Source organism: Bacillus sp. 03113, from assembly GCF_006546985.1.
Taxonomy (GTDB): domain Bacteria; phylum Bacillota; class Bacilli; order Bacillales; family Cytobacillaceae; genus VATK01.
In genome coordinates this window covers 1-18,134 of sequence record NZ_VATK01000015.1, presented here as the reverse complement: position 1 = coordinate 18,134, position 18,134 = coordinate 1, and the positions used below count along the sequence as shown (strand labels likewise).

Below are 18,134 nucleotides of genomic sequence, written 5' to 3'. Positions count from 1 at the left end.
ACAGCACCAAACAATAAAATCAATAAGCGTGTGTATTAACACCATTGGTTAATATAGCATAATAAGGTATAACAATCAAGTTATTATTGCCTTATTTGTTTAAATTTTAGTAAAAGCTCGATCTCTGTTTTTCCTTTGTTTAATTTTTTCGCAATTTCTTCTGTTGAGAGTCCCTCATGTTCAAGCATTTTGACTTGATTAAATAACGTTTGATCTGTGTTTTTCCGATTCTGCATTGGTGCTGATTCTTGAGAAACAGGTTCAGCCTTTTTCTTTGAGGAAAGTAAAAGATCATCTTTATGATTTTCCTGATGATAAATAGGAATCTTCATCTCCTCTTCTAGTTTAGCTGGCTTAGTCGTATAAGATTTTATAGCTTGAAGTTTTTGAAAGGAAAGATGCTGGTCATTCATACTTTTTTCCATAATTCGAAACTCTTCTTTTTTTTCGCTAGCTTCTTTTGGCTTCTTATTCGTTTTCATAAACAATTGGATTTTCTTTAAAAATTCATCATTTTCTTCCTTCATTTCAATTAGGTAGCTAGAAAACAGATCTTCCATTTCACTATTTATCCGTTCTTGTTTTTTCTCTAATTCAATGAACCTATTTTGTCTTAAAAAGAGGATAATGATGAAAAAAAAAGCGACAATGTTTAAGAAAAAGCTGATTAATAGTAAAAATATCAACATATAATCCCTCAATCCATTTTCATTAGAATCACAACATTGCGAACTCATTCTATAATTTTCAAGAAATCAGGTGGAGCTACTGCTCCACCTGATTGAAAAGTCAACTTACGATCCTCTTAAAGTCCCGTTAATTCGGGATAAATTTACCTAATGCTTGTCTTAGCTTAAAAATAGCTTTTGAATGAATTTGTGAAATTCTTGATGTTGATAAACCCATGACCTGACCAATTTCTGTTAAGGTTAATTCTTCCTTATAAAACAAACTAACAACTAGCTGTTCATTTTTATTAAGAGATGCAATTTCCTCTGCTAATTCATCGATCATCTCATTTTTTACAAGCTGCTCCTCAGGTAAATCAGTATTCATATCCTTTATCAAAAAGGAATGTCCTTCATAATTGTTTTCTCCGTCGATTGGTTGCTCATCAATTGATAGAATATGTGCAAAAAAATATTCATTCATCGTATTGTATACTTCATTTTCTGACATATCTAATTCCTGTGCAATTTCTTTTATAGATGCTGTTCGTTGATTTTTTTGCTCAAGTTTATCTATAGTTGCTTCAATTATCTTTGACTTTTCTCTAAGGCTTCGCGGTAGCCAATCTTCTTTCCGCAATCCATCTAAAATCGCTCCACGAATCCTGAATGAAGCATATGTATCAAATTTCAAATCTCTTTTAGAATCAAACCTTTCGAGGGCTTGATATAAGCCTGTCAAACCTAAGCTTTTCAAATCATCTCTAGATACATTTTTGGGGAGGCCGCTTGCGATTCTTTGAACATGATAGTTTACTAATGGCAAGTATTTTTTCACGAGAGTATTTCCAGCATGAGGATCTCGAGAGCTTTTCCATTTTTCCCAGATGGATTCTTCATCATTTACGCAATTAAGTACCATGAAAATCCTCCTTCTAAAATGAATCTTTATATTTCGTAAATCCCCTTGTTTACTGTTCGAATTTCTAGAATAGAGGTAAGCGGATTAAATTCGATTGTACGCCCATTGCTTCCTCCAGTATCTTCTGAAATAATTGAAATCCCTAATTTCGTTAATTCTAGCTTTACAGCCTCAACATTTCGCGGACCAATCTTCATCATTTCACTTGCGCCGGAAAACTTGAACATTTGAGCTCCGCCTGCCAGCTTTGCCTGAATACGATAAGATCTAGCCCCAGCATTTTTCATTTTTTTTACTAACTCAACCACAGCAGTATCTGCGTACTTTGCTAAATTAATCGATCCAGCTTTTGCATAAGCGGAATGTGGGAGCATAATATGAGCAAGCCCAGCTATTTCACTAGACGGATCATAGAGCACAACTCCTACACACGATCCTAATCCTGTGGTTCGGATCATATGTGGTGCACGAACAATATTCATATCTGCTATGCCAACTTTTATCACTTGAACCTCATCTCTCATTGATCGCAACTCCTAATGATTTGAAAATAATTTCAAAAGAGGAAGGATCAGGCAAAAGGAAAAAGCGGCCATTAACGTCTTCATTAAAATTTGATTCATCATCAAAAATCGCAGTATCAACTACAATAGCATAGTCACTTACTTGTGATACCTCAATTAATCCAGTGCTAATGATGGCTCCAAACATATCAATACTTAATCCCGGTACAGACGGATATAAAGACAAATTCGTAAAATCCGATAACGAAGACAGATAAGAACCTGCTAAAATGTTCCCGAGCTCTTGGAGAGCTGAAACTCCTAATTCATCATACGGTGGGGTTTCAAATGTGAACAAAGGATCCCCTATCATTCGTTGAATAAAGATAGAGGCTTGCTTTATTGGCAGAACAAAGAACATACTTCCAGGTGCATCTCCTTCAATCCTAAGAAATACACCAGCAACAATATTCTCTGCTCCCCCCTCCATTTCCATCATTTCATTGAAAGAAACAACCTTTACACTGGGCACCTTCATATCAATTTTTTGATTCAAAAGTTTTGAAAGAGAGGTTGCGGCATTTCCAGCACCGATATTCCCAATTTCTCTCAAAATATCTAAATGAATCAAGGTGATTTTTTCTATGTTTCTCATTGATTTACCCTTCTAATCTATTTAGTAGGAATGCATTTCGATCAAGTACTTTAGACAAGTCTATAACTGTAATTAATCTTTTTTCTAAATTAACTACTCCACCAATAAAATCCACCTCTGAATTTTTGGTTATATCTGGTGAAGGTTGGATATTGTCATTATGAATATCAAGTACATCGTTTGCTTCATCTACAATTAATCCAACTTCTATTTCCTCTACATTGACAATAATCACACGAGAATGATTGGAGTATTCAACCTCTTTAATTCCAAATCGATTTCTTAAATCAATGACTGGAGTTACTACACCTCGCAAATTCATTACACCTTTAACAAAATGAGCAACATTTGGAACTCTTGTTATAGGTAATATTTTTTCAATTGATCGAACTTGATTTACTGGAATTGCATACTCATTTTCACTTAACTGAAAAATAATCATTTTTTGATTCTCGATTATTTCAGACATCCATATCACTCCTTTTACCAAACTGTTTCTAAGACCATTTTATGTAAGTAAGGCATTACAATCGATTATTAACGCTACCTTTCCATCCCCTAGAATTGTTGACCCTGAAACAGCTGTTATTGGCGTTAAGTAATGACCAAGTGACTTGAGAACAATTTCTTGTTGACCTATAAAAGAATCAACAATCAGCCCAGCCATTTTATCTCCTTTTTTTATGATTACAACAGAATAAAAATCGTCTGTATCCTTCACCCCCGGCACCTCATAAATATCTTTTAAATAGATTAGTGGAATGACTTTTCCCCTTAAATCGATCAGTTCTTGGTTATGTGAATGGAGAATTTCAGATTTTTGAATAATAGCTGTCTCAATAATGGATGAAATCGGGATACAATATGTTTCATTTTGAACATCAACTAACATGACTGAAATTATAGACACTGTTAAAGGTAATTGAATGGAAAATTTAGACCCTTTCTCCACTTGAGAATCGATGGATACCTTTCCACCAAGAGACTCAATTTTACTTTTAACAACATCAAGTCCTACACCTCTACCAGAAATATCAGAAATTTTATCAGCTGTAGAAAAGCCTGATGAAAAAATTAGCTCGTATATCTCTGAATCTGTTAATGTTGATGCATCTTGTTCGTTAATAATCTCTTTTGATAACGCCTTCTGAAGAACTTTTTCTTTAATAATCCCTGCTCCGTCATCTTCAATTTCTATAAAAATATGATTCCCGCTATGGTATGCTTTTAAAACGACCGTTCCTTCTTCATTTTTACCTTTTTCTCTTCTTTCTTTAGGCATTTCAATACCATGATCAATAGCATTACGAATTAAATGAACAAGAGGATCACCAATTTCATCAATAACGGTACGATCTAATTCTGTCTCAGCTCCTATTATTTCTAGATTGATTTTTTTATGTAATTCTCTAGTTAATTCGCGTACCATACGAGGAAATCGATTGAAAACTGTCTCAATAGGTACCATTCTCATATTTAAAATAATATTCTGTAAATCTGCAGAGACTCTAGACATCCGTTCCACTGTTTCTTGTAGCTCTAAATTGTTCAATTCATGAGAAATTTGTTCAAGTCTTCCGCGATCAATGACTAGTTCTTCAAAAAGGTTCATTAAAATGTCCAATCGGTCTATATTGACTCGAATTGTTTTACTTGCTGTATTTTTTAATGAAGAAGTTTCATCTTTTTTTGGCTCATTCTTTCTCTGAACACTTTCAGTTGTCATTTCCTGTACTTCAACGGTTGTATCATCGGTTGGAGTTTGTTCCACGTTCTTATCCCTTTGTCGAATCGTTTGAACTGAGATTGGCTGCACATCAACTTTTTCAATTTCTGAAATATTAAGTATGCTTTCTTGAATGTTGTTTGCTGTTTCATTTGTTATCAATGTTACAATAAAATGATCATCAAATTTTTCTTCTTCAAGCTCTTCGACAGTTGGATTTGATTTAATGACTTCTCCTATTTTTTCAAACACATCAAAGATCATAAATACTCGAGCAATCTTTAATAGACAGTCTTTTCTTAATTGTATAAGAATTTCATAACAAGAAAATCCTTGCTCAGTAGATTGCTGAAGGACAGTAAGCTCAAATTCATCATACGTGGATCTTGCAATCGAGTCGATTTGGTCTTCACGACCCTCTTTTTGAATAGGCCCCTTTATTTCTATTTGTCCACGAGAAGCCAATTTTTCTACCGTCTCAGCAATATCCCTTTTTCCGTCACCACCTTCTGTTATGGATTGGAGCATTGTTTCTAAATCATCAACCGCTAAAAAAACGACATCAAGCAGCTCTGGAGTAACCCTCGTTTTTCGATTTCTTATATCATCAAGAACATTTTCCATTTGATGAGTTAATTTCGCAATGTCTTCAAAGCCCATAGTAGCTGCCATACCTTTTAATGTATGTGCTGATCTAAATATTTCATTTATGATATTTACATCTTCTGGATTTTTCTCTAATACTAATAGATGATCATTACAAGCTTGTATATGCTCTTTGCTTTCTTCTATAAAAATCTCTAAATATTGATTCATTTCCATTAGCAATCGACTCCTCGGCGTTAAACATATTTCATTATTAAGCTAGCAATTTTTTCAACTAATTCAACTTTATCTACAAAACTTGTCTCAATCGCTGCTTTTGGCATTCCGAAAATGATAGCCGTTTCTTTTGATTCCGCTATTGCTAGAACATTAGTATTTTTCTTTAAAGAAACAAGCCCTTTCGCTCCATCAGAACCCATTCCGGTCATGATAACAGCTATGATGGAGTATTGAGTTATTTTACTAATAGAATTAAATAAAACATCAACGGATGGTCTAAGACCATTAATCGGTGGAGACTGATCAAGCTGAATGGCTAAAGATGTTCCGATAGCTCTTACACTCATATGGAATCCACCAGGAGCAATATAGGCGGTCCCATTCTTAATAAGCTCCCCTTCCTCTGCTTCTTTAACATTAATTTCAGCTAAAGAATTTAAGTGCTTGGCTAATGATTTGGTAAAGCTTGGCGGCATATGTTGAACAACGAGTATTGGAGCTGATATGTTCTTAGGAAGCTTTGATAATACTTGCTGCAATGCTCTTGGTCCACCAGTAGAAGTACCAATACATATTATTTTTTTCGACAAATGATTCCATGAATTTACAGAAGAGACAGCCTTCGAACTACATAGTTCTATTTTACTACAATCTTCTACATTTAAAGTAGAACTATTTGACCTTTTTGAGAATTTAATCATACTTTGTATATTTGCTTTACACGCAGATATTACTTTTTCTTGAAGTTGAACCTTAATTTTATACAAGTCAAGGGAAATAGCACCTGAAGGTTTTGCAATAAAATCAACTGCTCCTAACTGGATGGCTTGAAGAGTAGATTCTGCTCCTTCTTTAGTTAAGCTGGAAAGCATGACTACTGGAACAGGATTTTCTTTCATAATGATTTTTAGAGCTTCAATTCCATTTAATATAGGCATTTCTACGTCCAAGGTGACAACTGTTGGTTTAAGCTGTTTCACTTTCTTAATAGCATCTTCACCATTACGAGCTGTACCAATTACTTGAATAAGCGGATTTTCCGAAAGAAATTCAGTGATTAGCTTTCTCATAAAGGCAGAATCATCAACGATTAGTACTTTTATGATTTCCATTCATGCCACTTCCTTTTTGGTTCCTTCATGACCTTTATGATATCTCTATTTATTTTGGCTGTTTTCGTATAGATTCTTGCTTTTAAACGTGCAGCCTGCATACACTTCGCTTTCCGTGGGCGAGCGTCAAGCCTCCTCGTCGCATACGCTCCTGCGGGGTCTCGCCTTTCTCGCATTCCCACAAGAGTCTACGTGTGCAGCTGCTCCGAAACGTTTCTCCCAATGTTTTTTATCTCAAAAGCAACAAACTTTGGAAAAACAGCCTTTATTTTTGAACGAAATTGATTAATCTTGTCAAAAAGGAATGCTTACTTGATTGATTTACTGGTCTATTACAATAACGATCTGTCATGCTGTGGAGTGCTTTTGATGCTGGTGATTTATCATTTAGTAAAATAAATGGAACTTGCATACGAACTGCAAGCTGAACGGCTCTATCATTTGGCACCATTCCAAGGCTCAAACATTCTCTGCCCAAAAAGTGATGCAATACTCTATTAATTCGTATATATGTATCTAAACCTTCTCTATCCGATACAATTTGGTTAACAACAAGATAAAAAGGGATATGAGCATTTTTCAAATGTATAAATTTCATTGCTGCGTATGCATCTGTAAGGGATGTCGGCTCTGGGTTTGTAATCATGATAATTTCATCTACCGAGAGGATGAATTTAATGGATTCATGATTAATACCTGCACCCATATCAAGAATGATATAGTCGTATTCGTCTATTATTTGTAAAAGTTCATTAGTAAATTTTTCAAATGCCTCTTCATTTATACTGATAAGATGTAATAATCCTGAACCACCTGCTATATAATGAATCCCTTTTGGGCCTTCTGTAATTATATCAGTGAGCGAAATATTGTTCTCAAAGAAATCCGTTATCGTGTATTGGGCTTTACACCCCATCAATACATCAATATTCCCCATCCCTATATCCATATCAAAAAGTAATATTGAATGACCTTTTTGAGAAATTGATATTGAAAAATTCAAGGAGAAATTAGATTTACCAACACCGCCTTTTCCACTTAATACTGCGACTACCTTTTGTTTCTTCTGTTTTTCCATACGTTGAAACTGTTGGCGTAATCTTTCAGCTTGGTCCTTCATTATTCAACCTCAACGACTCTGTGTATTACATCTTCTGGTTTAGCTGTAATGATATCATCAGGAACATTCTGACCATTTGTTATATACGCGACACCTTTTTTGTATTTCATCATAAGATTAATCATTGCACCAAAAGTTGCCGTTTCATCAGCTTTTGTAAATATAAATCTATCAATTGGTATGGCACTTATTTGAGAATATATTTCTTCCATATCCTCTTGTTTCGTTGTTAAAGATAAGACAAGAAATGTTTCCATTTCTTCATTAAATTGCATCAAACCTTTCAAATCATCTACATTTTGTCTATCTCTAAAGTTTCTTCCTGCTGTATCGATTAATACGAGATCAAAATGATTAAAGCGGTTTGATGCCTTTTTTACGTCTTCTAAGTTATAACAAACTTCAAGGGGGACATTTAATATACTTGAATACGTTTTTAATTGATCAATTGCCGCTATGCGATACGTATCTGTTGTAATAAAGGCAACCTTTTTATTAAATTTCAAAACACATTCAGCAGCAATTTTTGCTAAAGTAGTTGTTTTTCCAACACCCGTGGGTCCTATAACATTAACAAATTTTTTTTGAAAGGTGATCCCGCCAAATGAATACTTTGATATTTTTTTATAGAGTATATCATTTAACCATGAATCAACTTCTGGATAAGGTGCCTTTACTCCTGAAGAATACCATCTTTCAATCATTTCTTTTAATAACTGTTGCTGTATCTTCTTATCAATTTGCTGGTACGCAAGCTTCTGTTGAATTTTTTTTATAGGAACTGGATAATTTACATTTATCACATTCGATGATTCCGCCAAGTTAAAAAATGCTTCTTTAAGCTGCATTACCTCAATTGATAACTTTGAGACCGTAACATCTGCATTTTTAATTTGTTCCTTTTCAAATGCTAAATTTGACTTTTCAACAGGATGGGAAGAAGACTTTTGATATGATTCATTTACAGGTGCTTGTTTTGGATGTTCATGAATGTTTGAATCAACTGCTGCAAGCACTTCGATACTTCTTTTTTTAAATAAACCAAAAATTCCACCAGAATGGACTACCTCTGAATTAAGGATGATTGCATCACTGCCAAGCTCTGAACGAATGATCTTCATTACTTGAGGCATAGAAGGTGCAACAAATTTTTTCACTTTCACTAAATATTCACCACCCCAACACTTTGAACTTCAATATTTGTTTCTAGCTCATTATAAGAAATGACAGGAATATTTGGAAAATACCTTTCTATTAGCTGCCTAATATACATTCTTATATTTGGTGAGCAAAGAATGATTGAGGATTGCTCCATTATTGATAATTGCTCAATTTGTAAACTAATAGACTTTATAATTTCTTGAGACATGGTTGAATCTAGTGACAAATAGTTCCCATGCTCTGTTTGTTGTATACTATCTGCTATAAGTTTCTCAACTTTCCCTGAAAGCGTAAGGACTTTAATCACACTGCCATTTTGAGAATACTGATTGGTAATTTGCCTTGCTAACGCTTGCCGTACATATTCAGTTAAAAGCTCTGTATCAATTGTCATTTTTCCAAAATCAGCGAGTGTTTCAAAAATAATTGGTAAATTCCTAATGGATACGTTTTCTCGCAATAATTTTGCTAATACTTTTTGTACTTCTCCTACTGATAAAGGGTTAGGAGTTACTTCTTCAACTAATATTGGATATGTTTCTTTCAAGTGATCAATTAATTGTTTCGTCTCCTGGCGGCCCAATAACTCATGAGCATTTGCTTTAATCACTTCAGTAATATGTGTTGATACAACAGATGGAGGATCTACAACTGTATAACCAAAAATCTCCGCCTGCTCCTTCATTTCTTCACTAATCCACTTTGCCGGAAGACCAAATGCTGGTTCAATCGTATCTATTCCATCTAACGTATCATCTTCTACACCTGGACTCATCGCTAAGAAATGATCTAATAAAAGTTCTCCTCGAGCCATTTCATTGTCCTTTATTTTAAGCCTGTATTCATTTGGCTGTAATTGAATATTATCCCTTATTCTAACAACAGGTATAACGACTCCTAATTCTAGTGCTAATTGCCTTCTTATCATCACGATTCGATCTAGTAAATCGCCGCCTTGGTTTGTATCTGCAAGTGGAATTAAACCATACCCAAACTCAAATTCAATGGGATCTACATTTAATAAGCCTACGACGCTTTCCGGGCTTTTCATCGTATCCGTTTGCTGCTCTTCCTCTAAATCCTGCAACTGATCTAAATTTGATTTTGGTTTTTGAGAAAAGGAATATCCACCCAACAAAAGGAGGACTGCAATCGGAATGGTTAACAAGTCATTTATAGGCGTGAAAAGTCCTAGCAGAAAAATCGTTCCTGAAGTAACATATAGCATTTTTGGATAAGCTAAAAGCTGAGATGTAATATCCTTTCCGATATTCCCATCAGAAGCTGCTCTTGTCACAACAATCCCTGTTGCAGTAGAAATTAATAGGGCAGGAATTTGACTGACAATACCGTCTCCTACCGTTAATAATGAAAAGTGTGATGCTGCGTCTGCAATGCTCATTCCCTGCTGCATCATTCCGATAAGAATTCCAAATACTAAGTTTATGATGACAATAATGATGCCAGCGATTGCATCTCCTTTTACAAACTTACTTGCTCCATCCATTGCTCCATAAAAATCAGCCTCTTTGCTAACCTTCTCACGTCGTTCACGCGCTTCATGCTCAGAGATTATTCCAGCATTTAGATCCGCATCAATACTCATTTGTTTTCCAGGCATTGCATCAAGTGTAAATCTAGCAGCCACCTCAGAAACACGTTCAGACCCTTTCGTTATGACAACGAATTGAATGATAATGAGGATTAAAAATACAACCAGCCCAACAATGACATTTCCTCCAACCACAAATGTACCAAAGGTCTCGACTACTCCACCACCATCGCCTGTTGACAAAATGGATCTTGTTGTCGATACATTCAGACCTAATCGAAATAATGTCAGGAGCAATAATAAGGAAGGAAAGATGGAAAATTGCAGTGGTTCACTCATATTCATCGATGTAAGCAACACCAGTAAAGCTAGTGAAATGTTCAGCATAATTAATATGCTAAGCAACCAAGTAGGAAATGGAATGATGAGCATAGCTACAATTAATATAACACTTAATAATACCGATAAATCTCTCGCTGACATTTTTCAATCTCCTAACATAATAAGAAAGATAAAGTGAAACTTCCATCAGTGGGGGTTTTCCGACATACAGGAAGTACTAGTACAGACAATGCGACAGGACGTCGCGCTTTTGTCAACTTCATCCCCCATTGATGGTTTGTTGAACCAATCACGCTCATACATGCCACTTCCTGTGGCATTCGCCTGACTAGGACGTCCTGTCCGTCGTCGGGCTTTTACGGGCAGTTATCCCCCACCTTCGCTTCTTCGATAATTCTAAAGCTTAGAGGTGGAGGTCTTACTGCCCGTTAATGCGGGATAAAAGAAGCATTACTAATTAATCTTGTTTTTTGTTCTATATACATATGCAAGAATTTCTGCAACAGCCTTAAAGAATTCTTCAGGAATGACCTCTCCGATTTCAATTTGACTGTATAAAGCTCTTGCTAACGGGCGATTTTCTACCATTATTACATTATTTTCCTTAGCAATCTTTTTAATTTTTAGGGCAATGAAATCTACACCTTTAGCTACTATAAATGGTGCGGTGTGCTTTCCGTCCTCATATTTAAGTGCAATTGCATAATGTGTAGGATTTGTAATCACGACATCAGCTTTAGGAATTTCTTGCATCATTCTTCTCATTGCTATTTCTCTTTGTTTTTGCTTAATTTTTGACTTTATAAAAGGATCCCCTTCTGTGCCTTTATGCTCATCCTTAATATCTTGTTTTGACATACGAATATTTTTTTCATAATCAAATTTTTGATATATGTAATCAAGAATAGCGAGGAAAAGCAGTGCGATAGATGAAAAAATCCCCATTTGAATGACGATACTTGCTAAGCTTGAAAGAGAGGCCCCAATTGATTTGTGTGATAACAAAATCAATTCTTCTTTATTTTTCCAAATAACAATAAAAGTGATAAATCCGACAATACCAATTTTTAAAATGGATTTAAACAATTCAACAACCGCACGTAATAAGAAAATCCTTTTAAAGCCAGATATAGGATTTAATTTATCCAGCTTAAATTGAATTGTTTCTGTAGAAAATATAAATCCAACCTGCATGTAGTTTGTAATCATTCCAGCCACAGCTGCAACTGCCATGATAGGTCCAACTATGAAAAAAAGATCTTTAAGTACAGAGTAAAAAAAACTTATCACATTGTTCTCTGATAGCTCTAATAGCATAAAATTTTCAAATGAATGTTTAAACAAGTGAAGCACATGATCTTGTAAATAGGGACCTGCAAAAAAAAGAAAAAGGAAAACAGCTAATAAAATTAAGGAAGTATTAACATCCTGACTTTTTACGACCTGTCCTTTTTTTCTTGTATCTTGACGCTTCTTCGGAGTTGCTTTTTCTGTTTTCTCACCCGCAAAATATTGTAAATCAAGGGAAATCCATTTCATTTAAGAGCCCCCTAATAGCAGCATCATATCATGCATAATTTTTAACATCGTTTCAAATAACTTCGTAATCACGGTGATCATTACACTTATAATAGCTATTAAAATAGCAAAACTTACACCGATCTTTAATGGAAGGCCAATGACAAAAACATTTATCTGCGGGACAGTTCTTGCGACTATACCTAAAGCTACATCAACAAGAAAAAGACTCCCTACAACTGGAATAGCCATTTGAAAAGCGATTAAAAACATAAGATTAAAAGCCTTCATGACAGATACCACAAATCCTTCATTGCCTAGGTGAATCCATGGCTGGTCGACAGGGATAAAATGATAACTGCTCATAATTCCATCTATTAACAAGTGATGCCCATTTACGGTAAGTAGAAAGAAAAGAGCAATTGTATTCAAAAATTGTCCCATTAGCGGGCTTTGTGATCCTGTTTGCGGATCGATTACATTCGCAATCGTAAAACCCATTTGAAAATCAATGAAACCACCCGCAATTTGAATGGCAGAGAGAATCAAGTACGCAATAAATCCTAAAAAAATGCCTACAAATGCCTCTTTTAATATTAATAAGAAATAAAAACCATCGATCTCTACATTTTGGGCATCATTGGAAAAAAATAATATCCAGGCAAGAAAAAAACCAAGACCAATTTTTTGTGAATTCGGAATGGTCCGATATGAAAATATCGGCATCATAAGAAAAAAAGCTGTAACTCTTACAAAAATCAACAAAAAAATAGGGAATTTATCTATATAATTAATCATTTCGTTCAGCCTACAAATCTAGTTAAATTCGAAAATATTTCATTTGCATAAGAAAGCATTTTGCTTAACATCCATGGCCCAAAAAAGATAATGCCTAATAACACAGCAATAATTTTTGGAACAAATGCTAAAGTTTGTTCTTGTATTTGTGTAGCCGCTTGAAAAATACTTATTATTAATCCAACAACAAGGGCAATTAATAATAACGGTCCACACACAATTAACACGGTCATAATTCCCCGCTCAGCAATAGAGATTACTGCTTCTGAAGTCATTTTTTTCACCTGCTTAAAAGCTTTGTAAAAGTGATTTAACTACTAAATACCACCCATCTACTAAAATAAATAGAAGAATTTTAAATGGTAAAGAAATCATAACTGGTGGTAGCATCATCATTCCCATTGACATTAATACACTTGCGACAATCATGTCTATAACAAGAAAAGGAATAAATATCATAAAACCAATTTGAAAAGCAGTTTTTAACTCACTAATCGCATAAGCTGGAACTAGTGTCGTTAAAGGAATATCTTCAATGGATTTTGGTCTATCTGCATTCGAATATTCTAAAAAGAGTGCTAAATCCTTCTGTCTCGTATGTGCACTCATAAATTCTTTAAAAGGAACAGCTGCTTTTTCATATGCCTCATCCAAATTAATTTCTTCATTAAATAAAGGTGTTAAAGCTTGATCATTTACCTTTTGAAAGATAGGTGCCATAATAAAAAAAGTTAAAAAAAGTGATATACCCACAATTACTTGATTTGGTGGCATTTGCTGAGTTCCAAGCGCTGTTCTGACAAAGGAGAGAACAATGACGATTCTAGTAAAGGATGTCATTAAGATAAGAATACTAGGAGCTAGCGAAAGAACTGTTAATAATAAAAACAGCTTTACAGAAGTTGACACATTTTCTGGTGAACTGTTTTGAAAAAAATCCATAAACTCATTCATCTTCTGGTTTTCCTTTCTCCTCTAGCTCCATAAACTTATTTTTTCTTCCTTGAACAAGCTCATTCAAATGATTTTTTAACATTACTTGAAAATGAGAGCCATTTTTATGATGAACAGATGAGCTTTTTTTCATTTTATTCAGCACCTTTGTCACAATATCGCTTGGTTGGGTCATTTGGTCCATTCGTTCATTGTATTCCTTAATTATCCTGTTATATTCATCATGATCTGTTATTTCCTTTAAAAGTTGAATGCTTTCTCCAACTCCGATGACTAATAATTGATTTCCTACTTTAATGATTTGAACAGATCTATTTGTGCCTAGTGAGGTACCACCTAAATTTTCTATTAACTGAGAACTGCCAAAACTTTTATTCTTTTTATTGATCATTTTTAGCAAATAGTAAAGCAAGAAAACAACAAAAATAGTTGCCATGATCATTTTGAAAAAATCTATTATATTCAATCCAACGCTCTCTGAAACTTGTTTCTTATCATTGTTTTTTGTTTGATTTGTAAATTGATTATCACAACTTTTAGGATTTTCTATGCATTCCTTAACGCTGTTATTAAGCTGCTCTGCATAGGCTTCCGTATGAAAACCTAGCAGAGCAATCATCAATAGGAGCAGATAAGGCATTTTTTTTATTCGATTTAGCATTTATTTGCACCCTTTACTACCCAATATTGCTTATCCTAATGTTTTTGAAATGGCTTCGATAACTCGATCCGCTTGAAAAGGCTTAACAATAAAATCCTTCGCACCAGCTTGAATAGCATCTATTACCATCGCTTGCTGCCCCATAGCCGAACACATAATAACTTTTGCATTCGAATTAATTTTTTTAATCTCTTTTAAAGCTGTAATACCATCCATTTCAGGCATTGTAATATCCATAGTAACTAAGTCTGGTTGATGTTCCTTATATTTTTCAATAGCTTGAATCCCGTCTGCAGCCTCAGCGACAACATCAAATCCATTTTTTGTTAGAATATCTTTAATCATCATTCTCATAAATGCCGCATCATCAACAACTAATATTTTATTCGCCATATTCTACAAACCCCCAACTTTATCTTAATTTTTTTATACGGTCGCTTTGACTAAGAATATCTGTGACCCTAACTCCAAAATTTTCATCTATTACGACTACTTCCCCTTTTGCAATAAGTCTTCCATTTATCAGAATATTCACTGGTTCTCCAGCTAAATTATCTAACTCTATGATAGATCCTGCTGATAGCTCTAAAATTTCTTTGACAGAACGTTTAGTTCTCCCCAACTCAACCGTAATTTCCAATGGAATATCCATTAGTACATTTAAATTTTTCACCTCAGCTTCAGGCAATGTATAAGGTTCAAAATCAGTAAAAACGGCCGGTTGGACTTTAGGCTGTTCTCCTCCAGTAAAGCTATTGCCAAAATGCTGTGAACTACTAACATTTTTTTGATCCTTTGAATATGTACTTTGCATAGACTCATATTGATTTCTTTCTTCATGATGGCCTATAGAATCAAAAGATTGTTTAGAACTCAAGTTTTGTTCTAAATGATTTTCGCTCAAATTAGAAGAAGATGATTTTTCCTCTGAAGCAGTTTCCTGAGGATTTAACAATTCTTCCACCATACTTTTTGCAAAATGAATAGGGAGTAATTGCATGATTTTTGAATCTATGATTTCCCCGATTTTCAATCTAAAAGAAGTTTTAACTAGCAGCTCATCTTCAGGAATTCGATTTGTACCTTCACCTTCTTTAACATTTAATACATCTATGGAAGGCGGTGAAATATCGACTATTTTATTGAAAATTGTAGACATAGAAGTAGCTGCAGAACCCATCATCTGGTTCATCGCTTCTTGGACAGCACTGATTTGAATTTCGCCTAATGAATCCGGCAAATTTGTACCATCTCCACCTAGCATGATGTCAGCAATAGCAGAAGCATCTCCTTGTTGAAATACTAAAAGATTACTACCAGTGAATCCTTTCGTAAAATGAACTTGTATAGCAATATATGGTTCTGGAAATTCATGTATCAATTTACTTTTTTCAATTACTTGCACTACTGGAGTAGTAATGTCAACCTTTTGATTTAATAAAGCTGACAAAGCTGTTGCAGAGCTTCCAAAGGAAATATTCCCTATTTCTCCCAATGCATCTATCTCTATAGTCGATAAGGAAGGATTTATTTCATAGGAATCTTCTTTACTAGAAGATTGGGAGTAATCATTTCCTTTTAATAAGGCATCTATTTCATCTTGTGAAAGCATCTCATTACTCATCATGTTCATCTCCTTCCTTTAATGCATGTAATATTTGAATAGCTTGTTTTTTCGTTACTTTTCCTGGTTGTCCAACAAATTTGGGGATCCCGCTAACATTTATGATTAAAGGCTGATTAATTCTTTGATTTAATTCAATAACATCTCCGGGATCTAGTGTTAATAAATCTTGAATCGAAATATTCGTCCTCCCTAGTTCTGTTGTAAGCTCTATAATTGATTGTTGAATCCCTTTTTCCAGTCTTTCAATATCCTCTTTTTCTGGATCCTTTCTTTCATTTTGCATCCAGTATCGAACGGATAATTTTGGGATTACTGATTCCAGCACAACATATGGAATGCAAATATTGATCATTCCACTGTTCTTATTAATAGTAGTATTTAATGAAATGACAATAACTGTTTCATTTGGTGATACCATTTGTAAAAATTGTGGATTCACTTCAAAGTCAGTTAAGATCGGATCAATATCCGATATTGTCGCCCACGCTTCTCTTAAATGTTCAAAGGCCCGTTCAAATATATTTGACATTATTTTCGTTTCAATTTCAGTTAATTTTTCAAATTTATGATTGCTTGAGCCGCTTCCTCCTAACATTCGCTCCATCATCGTATATGCTATATTAGGATTCACCTCCATTAGGACCCTTCCTTCTAGTGGAGGTACTTCAAACACATTTAAGATCGTCATCTTAGGTATTGATCGAATAAATTCTTCATAAGGTATTTGGTCAGCTGAGGAAACGGTTATTTGTACATACGTTCTCAATTGCGCTGAAAAATAGTTGGTTAATAACCTGGCAAAATTCTCATGAATTCTTGTTAAGCTGCGTATTTGATCTTTAGAAAACCTTAAAGCTCTTTTAAAATCATAGATCTTTACTTTTTTCTCAGATTGTTCTTTTTTTAATGCTTCAGCATCCATTTCACCAGTTGACAAAGCTGATAAAAGGGCATCTATTTCATTTTGTGATAGAACCTCTCCTGACAATGTATCACCCCCTATGTGAACCAAATTCATTTTAATAGTAATTGATCATTCTATTAATGAAGGTTTTTTCTGTTGAACTATACGAAGAGGTTAGTTCTTTCCAATCATTGTAAAAGAGATTCTGTAACATAGACTTTTTCTATTTTCCCATCTTGCATTAGTTCATTAATTTTATTTTTTAGCTCAGTTTCTAAATTTACTTGCCCTTGTTTCCCCTTTAGATCATCCGGTTTTTTTTCAGATAATTCTTGGATAATAATGTTTTTAACCTGAAAATCTCTTTTTTCTAGTTCAGTTTTCGCTTTTTTACTATCCGTTTGTATTTTAAAAGAGATACGGATGTAATCATCGCTTGCTAGGTTGGTTGTAATTTGGGGAACATCTACAGATTCCTCTAAAACCTCATCTATAGATGGAGTATTTGATTTGTCTGTATTCATAAGCTTTAAATAAATAAATAGTCCAACAGCACTTAAAAGAACTAAGATCATTACCCAGATAAGCACCTTTGTTAACATACTACTATTCTTCATGATCACTTTCCCCACATAAATCTAGTCCAAATAAATTGATAGATTTGTAATAATCTAAAACGCTATTAACGATTTGTTTCTCAGTTTCCTTTACAACATATTTTCTCCCGTTTGTTAACATTAGTGTTGTATCTGGAAAAGATTCGATTGTTTCTATAAACAAGGCATTAATGAAAAACGGTTTTCCATTTAAGCGAGTTACTTTAATCAATGTACTAATTAGAGAATGACCATTTAAACATATTCTTCGAAAAAAGTGTTTCTAGCTTTATTATAAATCGAAAAAACATGAGTCTAAAGGTCACTCTCTTATCCTGGTCATATTAAAATATAACAATTCATAACAAAACATATTAAAATAACCAGGACTCACCTCCTTTAGTTATTTTTTAAATACCAGAAAATTTTGTTGAATCTCCAAATTAATTTTAAAGGTTTTATCCCATATCTTTTAAGAATTTTTCCATCG

General features: G+C 34.1%; 20 protein-coding genes. All 20 read right to left on the bottom strand.

The features are described from left to right. Positions 1 to 83 precede the first annotated feature (83 nt). The gene (locus tag FDO66_RS14830; RefSeq protein ID WP_141433441.1) at positions 84 to 689 is read right to left on the bottom strand and encodes a hypothetical protein; all 606 of its coding nucleotides are present in this window, start codon (positions 687 to 689) and stop codon (positions 84 to 86) included. 127 nt (positions 690 to 816) lie between these two features. Next, positions 817 to 1,590 carry a FliA/WhiG family RNA polymerase sigma factor gene (locus FDO66_RS14825; protein ID WP_141433440.1) on the bottom strand — a complete coding sequence of 258 codons (774 nt, stop codon included), beginning with the start codon at positions 1,588 to 1,590 and terminating at the stop codon, positions 817 to 819. Positions 1,591 to 1,616: 26 nt separating this feature from the next. Next, on the bottom strand, positions 1,617 to 2,114 hold the full coding sequence (locus FDO66_RS14820) for a chemotaxis protein CheD (RefSeq protein ID WP_141433439.1): 498 nt from the start codon (positions 2,112 to 2,114) through the stop codon (positions 1,617 to 1,619). Continuing rightward, on the bottom strand, positions 2,104 to 2,748 hold the full coding sequence (locus FDO66_RS14815; protein ID WP_141433438.1) for a chemotaxis protein CheC: 645 nt from the start codon (positions 2,746 to 2,748) through the stop codon (positions 2,104 to 2,106). The genes FDO66_RS14820 and FDO66_RS14815 overlap by 11 nt, the downstream gene beginning before the upstream one ends. A gap of 4 nt (positions 2,749 to 2,752) precedes the next feature. Then, positions 2,753 to 3,217 carry a chemotaxis protein CheW gene (locus FDO66_RS14810; RefSeq protein ID WP_141433437.1) on the bottom strand — a complete coding sequence of 155 codons (465 nt, stop codon included), beginning with the start codon at positions 3,215 to 3,217 and terminating at the stop codon, positions 2,753 to 2,755. A 39-nt stretch (positions 3,218 to 3,256) separates the two neighbouring features. After that, the gene (locus FDO66_RS14805) at positions 3,257 to 5,296 is read right to left on the bottom strand and encodes a chemotaxis protein CheA (RefSeq protein WP_141433436.1); all 2,040 of its coding nucleotides are present in this window, start codon (positions 5,294 to 5,296) and stop codon (positions 3,257 to 3,259) included. A gap of 20 nt (positions 5,297 to 5,316) precedes the next feature. Then, on the bottom strand, positions 5,317 to 6,411 hold the full coding sequence (locus FDO66_RS14800; RefSeq protein WP_141433435.1) for a protein-glutamate methylesterase/protein-glutamine glutaminase: 1,095 nt from the start codon (positions 6,409 to 6,411) through the stop codon (positions 5,317 to 5,319). 265 nt (positions 6,412 to 6,676) lie between these two features. Then, entirely contained in the window at positions 6,677 to 7,531 is an 855-nt protein-coding gene (locus tag FDO66_RS14795; protein WP_141433434.1) for a MinD/ParA family protein, read from the bottom strand. Further along, positions 7,531 to 8,694 carry a flagellar biosynthesis GTPase FlhF gene (gene flhF, locus FDO66_RS14790; protein WP_141433433.1) on the bottom strand — a complete coding sequence of 388 codons (1,164 nt, stop codon included), beginning with the start codon at positions 8,692 to 8,694 and terminating at the stop codon, positions 7,531 to 7,533. Before flhF ends, FDO66_RS14795 begins: the two co-directional genes overlap by 1 nt. Beyond that, positions 8,694 to 10,727, bottom strand: coding sequence for a flagellar biosynthesis protein FlhA (gene flhA / locus FDO66_RS14785; protein WP_141433432.1), 2,034 nt, complete (start codon positions 10,725 to 10,727; stop codon positions 8,694 to 8,696). The genes flhF and flhA overlap by 1 nt, the downstream gene beginning before the upstream one ends. A 312-nt stretch (positions 10,728 to 11,039) precedes the next feature. Next, positions 11,040 to 12,125 (bottom strand): flagellar biosynthesis protein FlhB, encoded by a 1,086-nt coding sequence (gene flhB, locus FDO66_RS14780; RefSeq protein WP_141433431.1) that lies wholly within the window; start codon positions 12,123 to 12,125, stop codon positions 11,040 to 11,042. Continuing rightward, the gene (fliR, locus tag FDO66_RS14775; protein WP_141433430.1) at positions 12,126 to 12,902 is read right to left on the bottom strand and encodes a flagellar biosynthetic protein FliR; all 777 of its coding nucleotides are present in this window, start codon (positions 12,900 to 12,902) and stop codon (positions 12,126 to 12,128) included. It lies immediately after the preceding gene. A 5-nt stretch (positions 12,903 to 12,907) separates the two neighbouring features. Then, on the bottom strand, positions 12,908 to 13,177 hold the full coding sequence (gene fliQ, locus FDO66_RS14770; protein WP_141433429.1) for a flagellar biosynthesis protein FliQ: 270 nt from the start codon (positions 13,175 to 13,177) through the stop codon (positions 12,908 to 12,910). 13 nt (positions 13,178 to 13,190) lie between these two features. Then, positions 13,191 to 13,856: a flagellar type III secretion system pore protein FliP gene (gene fliP, locus FDO66_RS14765; protein ID WP_141433428.1), complete on the bottom strand. Its 666-nt coding sequence runs from the start codon at positions 13,854 to 13,856 to the stop codon at positions 13,191 to 13,193. Then, positions 13,849 to 14,517, bottom strand: coding sequence for a flagellar biosynthetic protein FliO (locus FDO66_RS14760; protein ID WP_141433427.1), 669 nt, complete (start codon positions 14,515 to 14,517; stop codon positions 13,849 to 13,851). Before FDO66_RS14760 ends, fliP begins: the two co-directional genes overlap by 8 nt. Positions 14,518 to 14,547: 30 nt before the next feature. Then, the gene (locus tag FDO66_RS14755) at positions 14,548 to 14,910 is read right to left on the bottom strand and encodes a response regulator (RefSeq protein WP_141433426.1); all 363 of its coding nucleotides are present in this window, start codon (positions 14,908 to 14,910) and stop codon (positions 14,548 to 14,550) included. Between the two features lie 19 nt (positions 14,911 to 14,929). Continuing rightward, a complete protein-coding gene (gene fliY / locus FDO66_RS14750) occupies positions 14,930 to 16,144 on the bottom strand; it encodes a flagellar motor switch phosphatase FliY (protein WP_141433425.1) in 1,215 nt (404 codons plus the stop codon). After that, the gene (fliM, locus tag FDO66_RS14745; RefSeq protein WP_141433424.1) at positions 16,134 to 17,132 is read right to left on the bottom strand and encodes a flagellar motor switch protein FliM; all 999 of its coding nucleotides are present in this window, start codon (positions 17,130 to 17,132) and stop codon (positions 16,134 to 16,136) included. The genes fliY and fliM overlap by 11 nt, the downstream gene beginning before the upstream one ends. 104 nt (positions 17,133 to 17,236) lie before the next feature. Next, entirely contained in the window at positions 17,237 to 17,665 is a 429-nt protein-coding gene (gene fliL / locus FDO66_RS14740; protein WP_141433423.1) for a flagellar basal body-associated protein FliL, read from the bottom strand. Continuing rightward, positions 17,655 to 17,876, bottom strand: a complete 222-nt coding sequence (locus tag FDO66_RS14735) for a flagellar FlbD family protein (RefSeq protein WP_141433422.1) — start codon at positions 17,874 to 17,876, stop codon at positions 17,655 to 17,657. The genes fliL and FDO66_RS14735 overlap by 11 nt, the downstream gene beginning before the upstream one ends. Between the last annotated feature and the right edge of the window lie 258 nt (positions 17,877 to 18,134).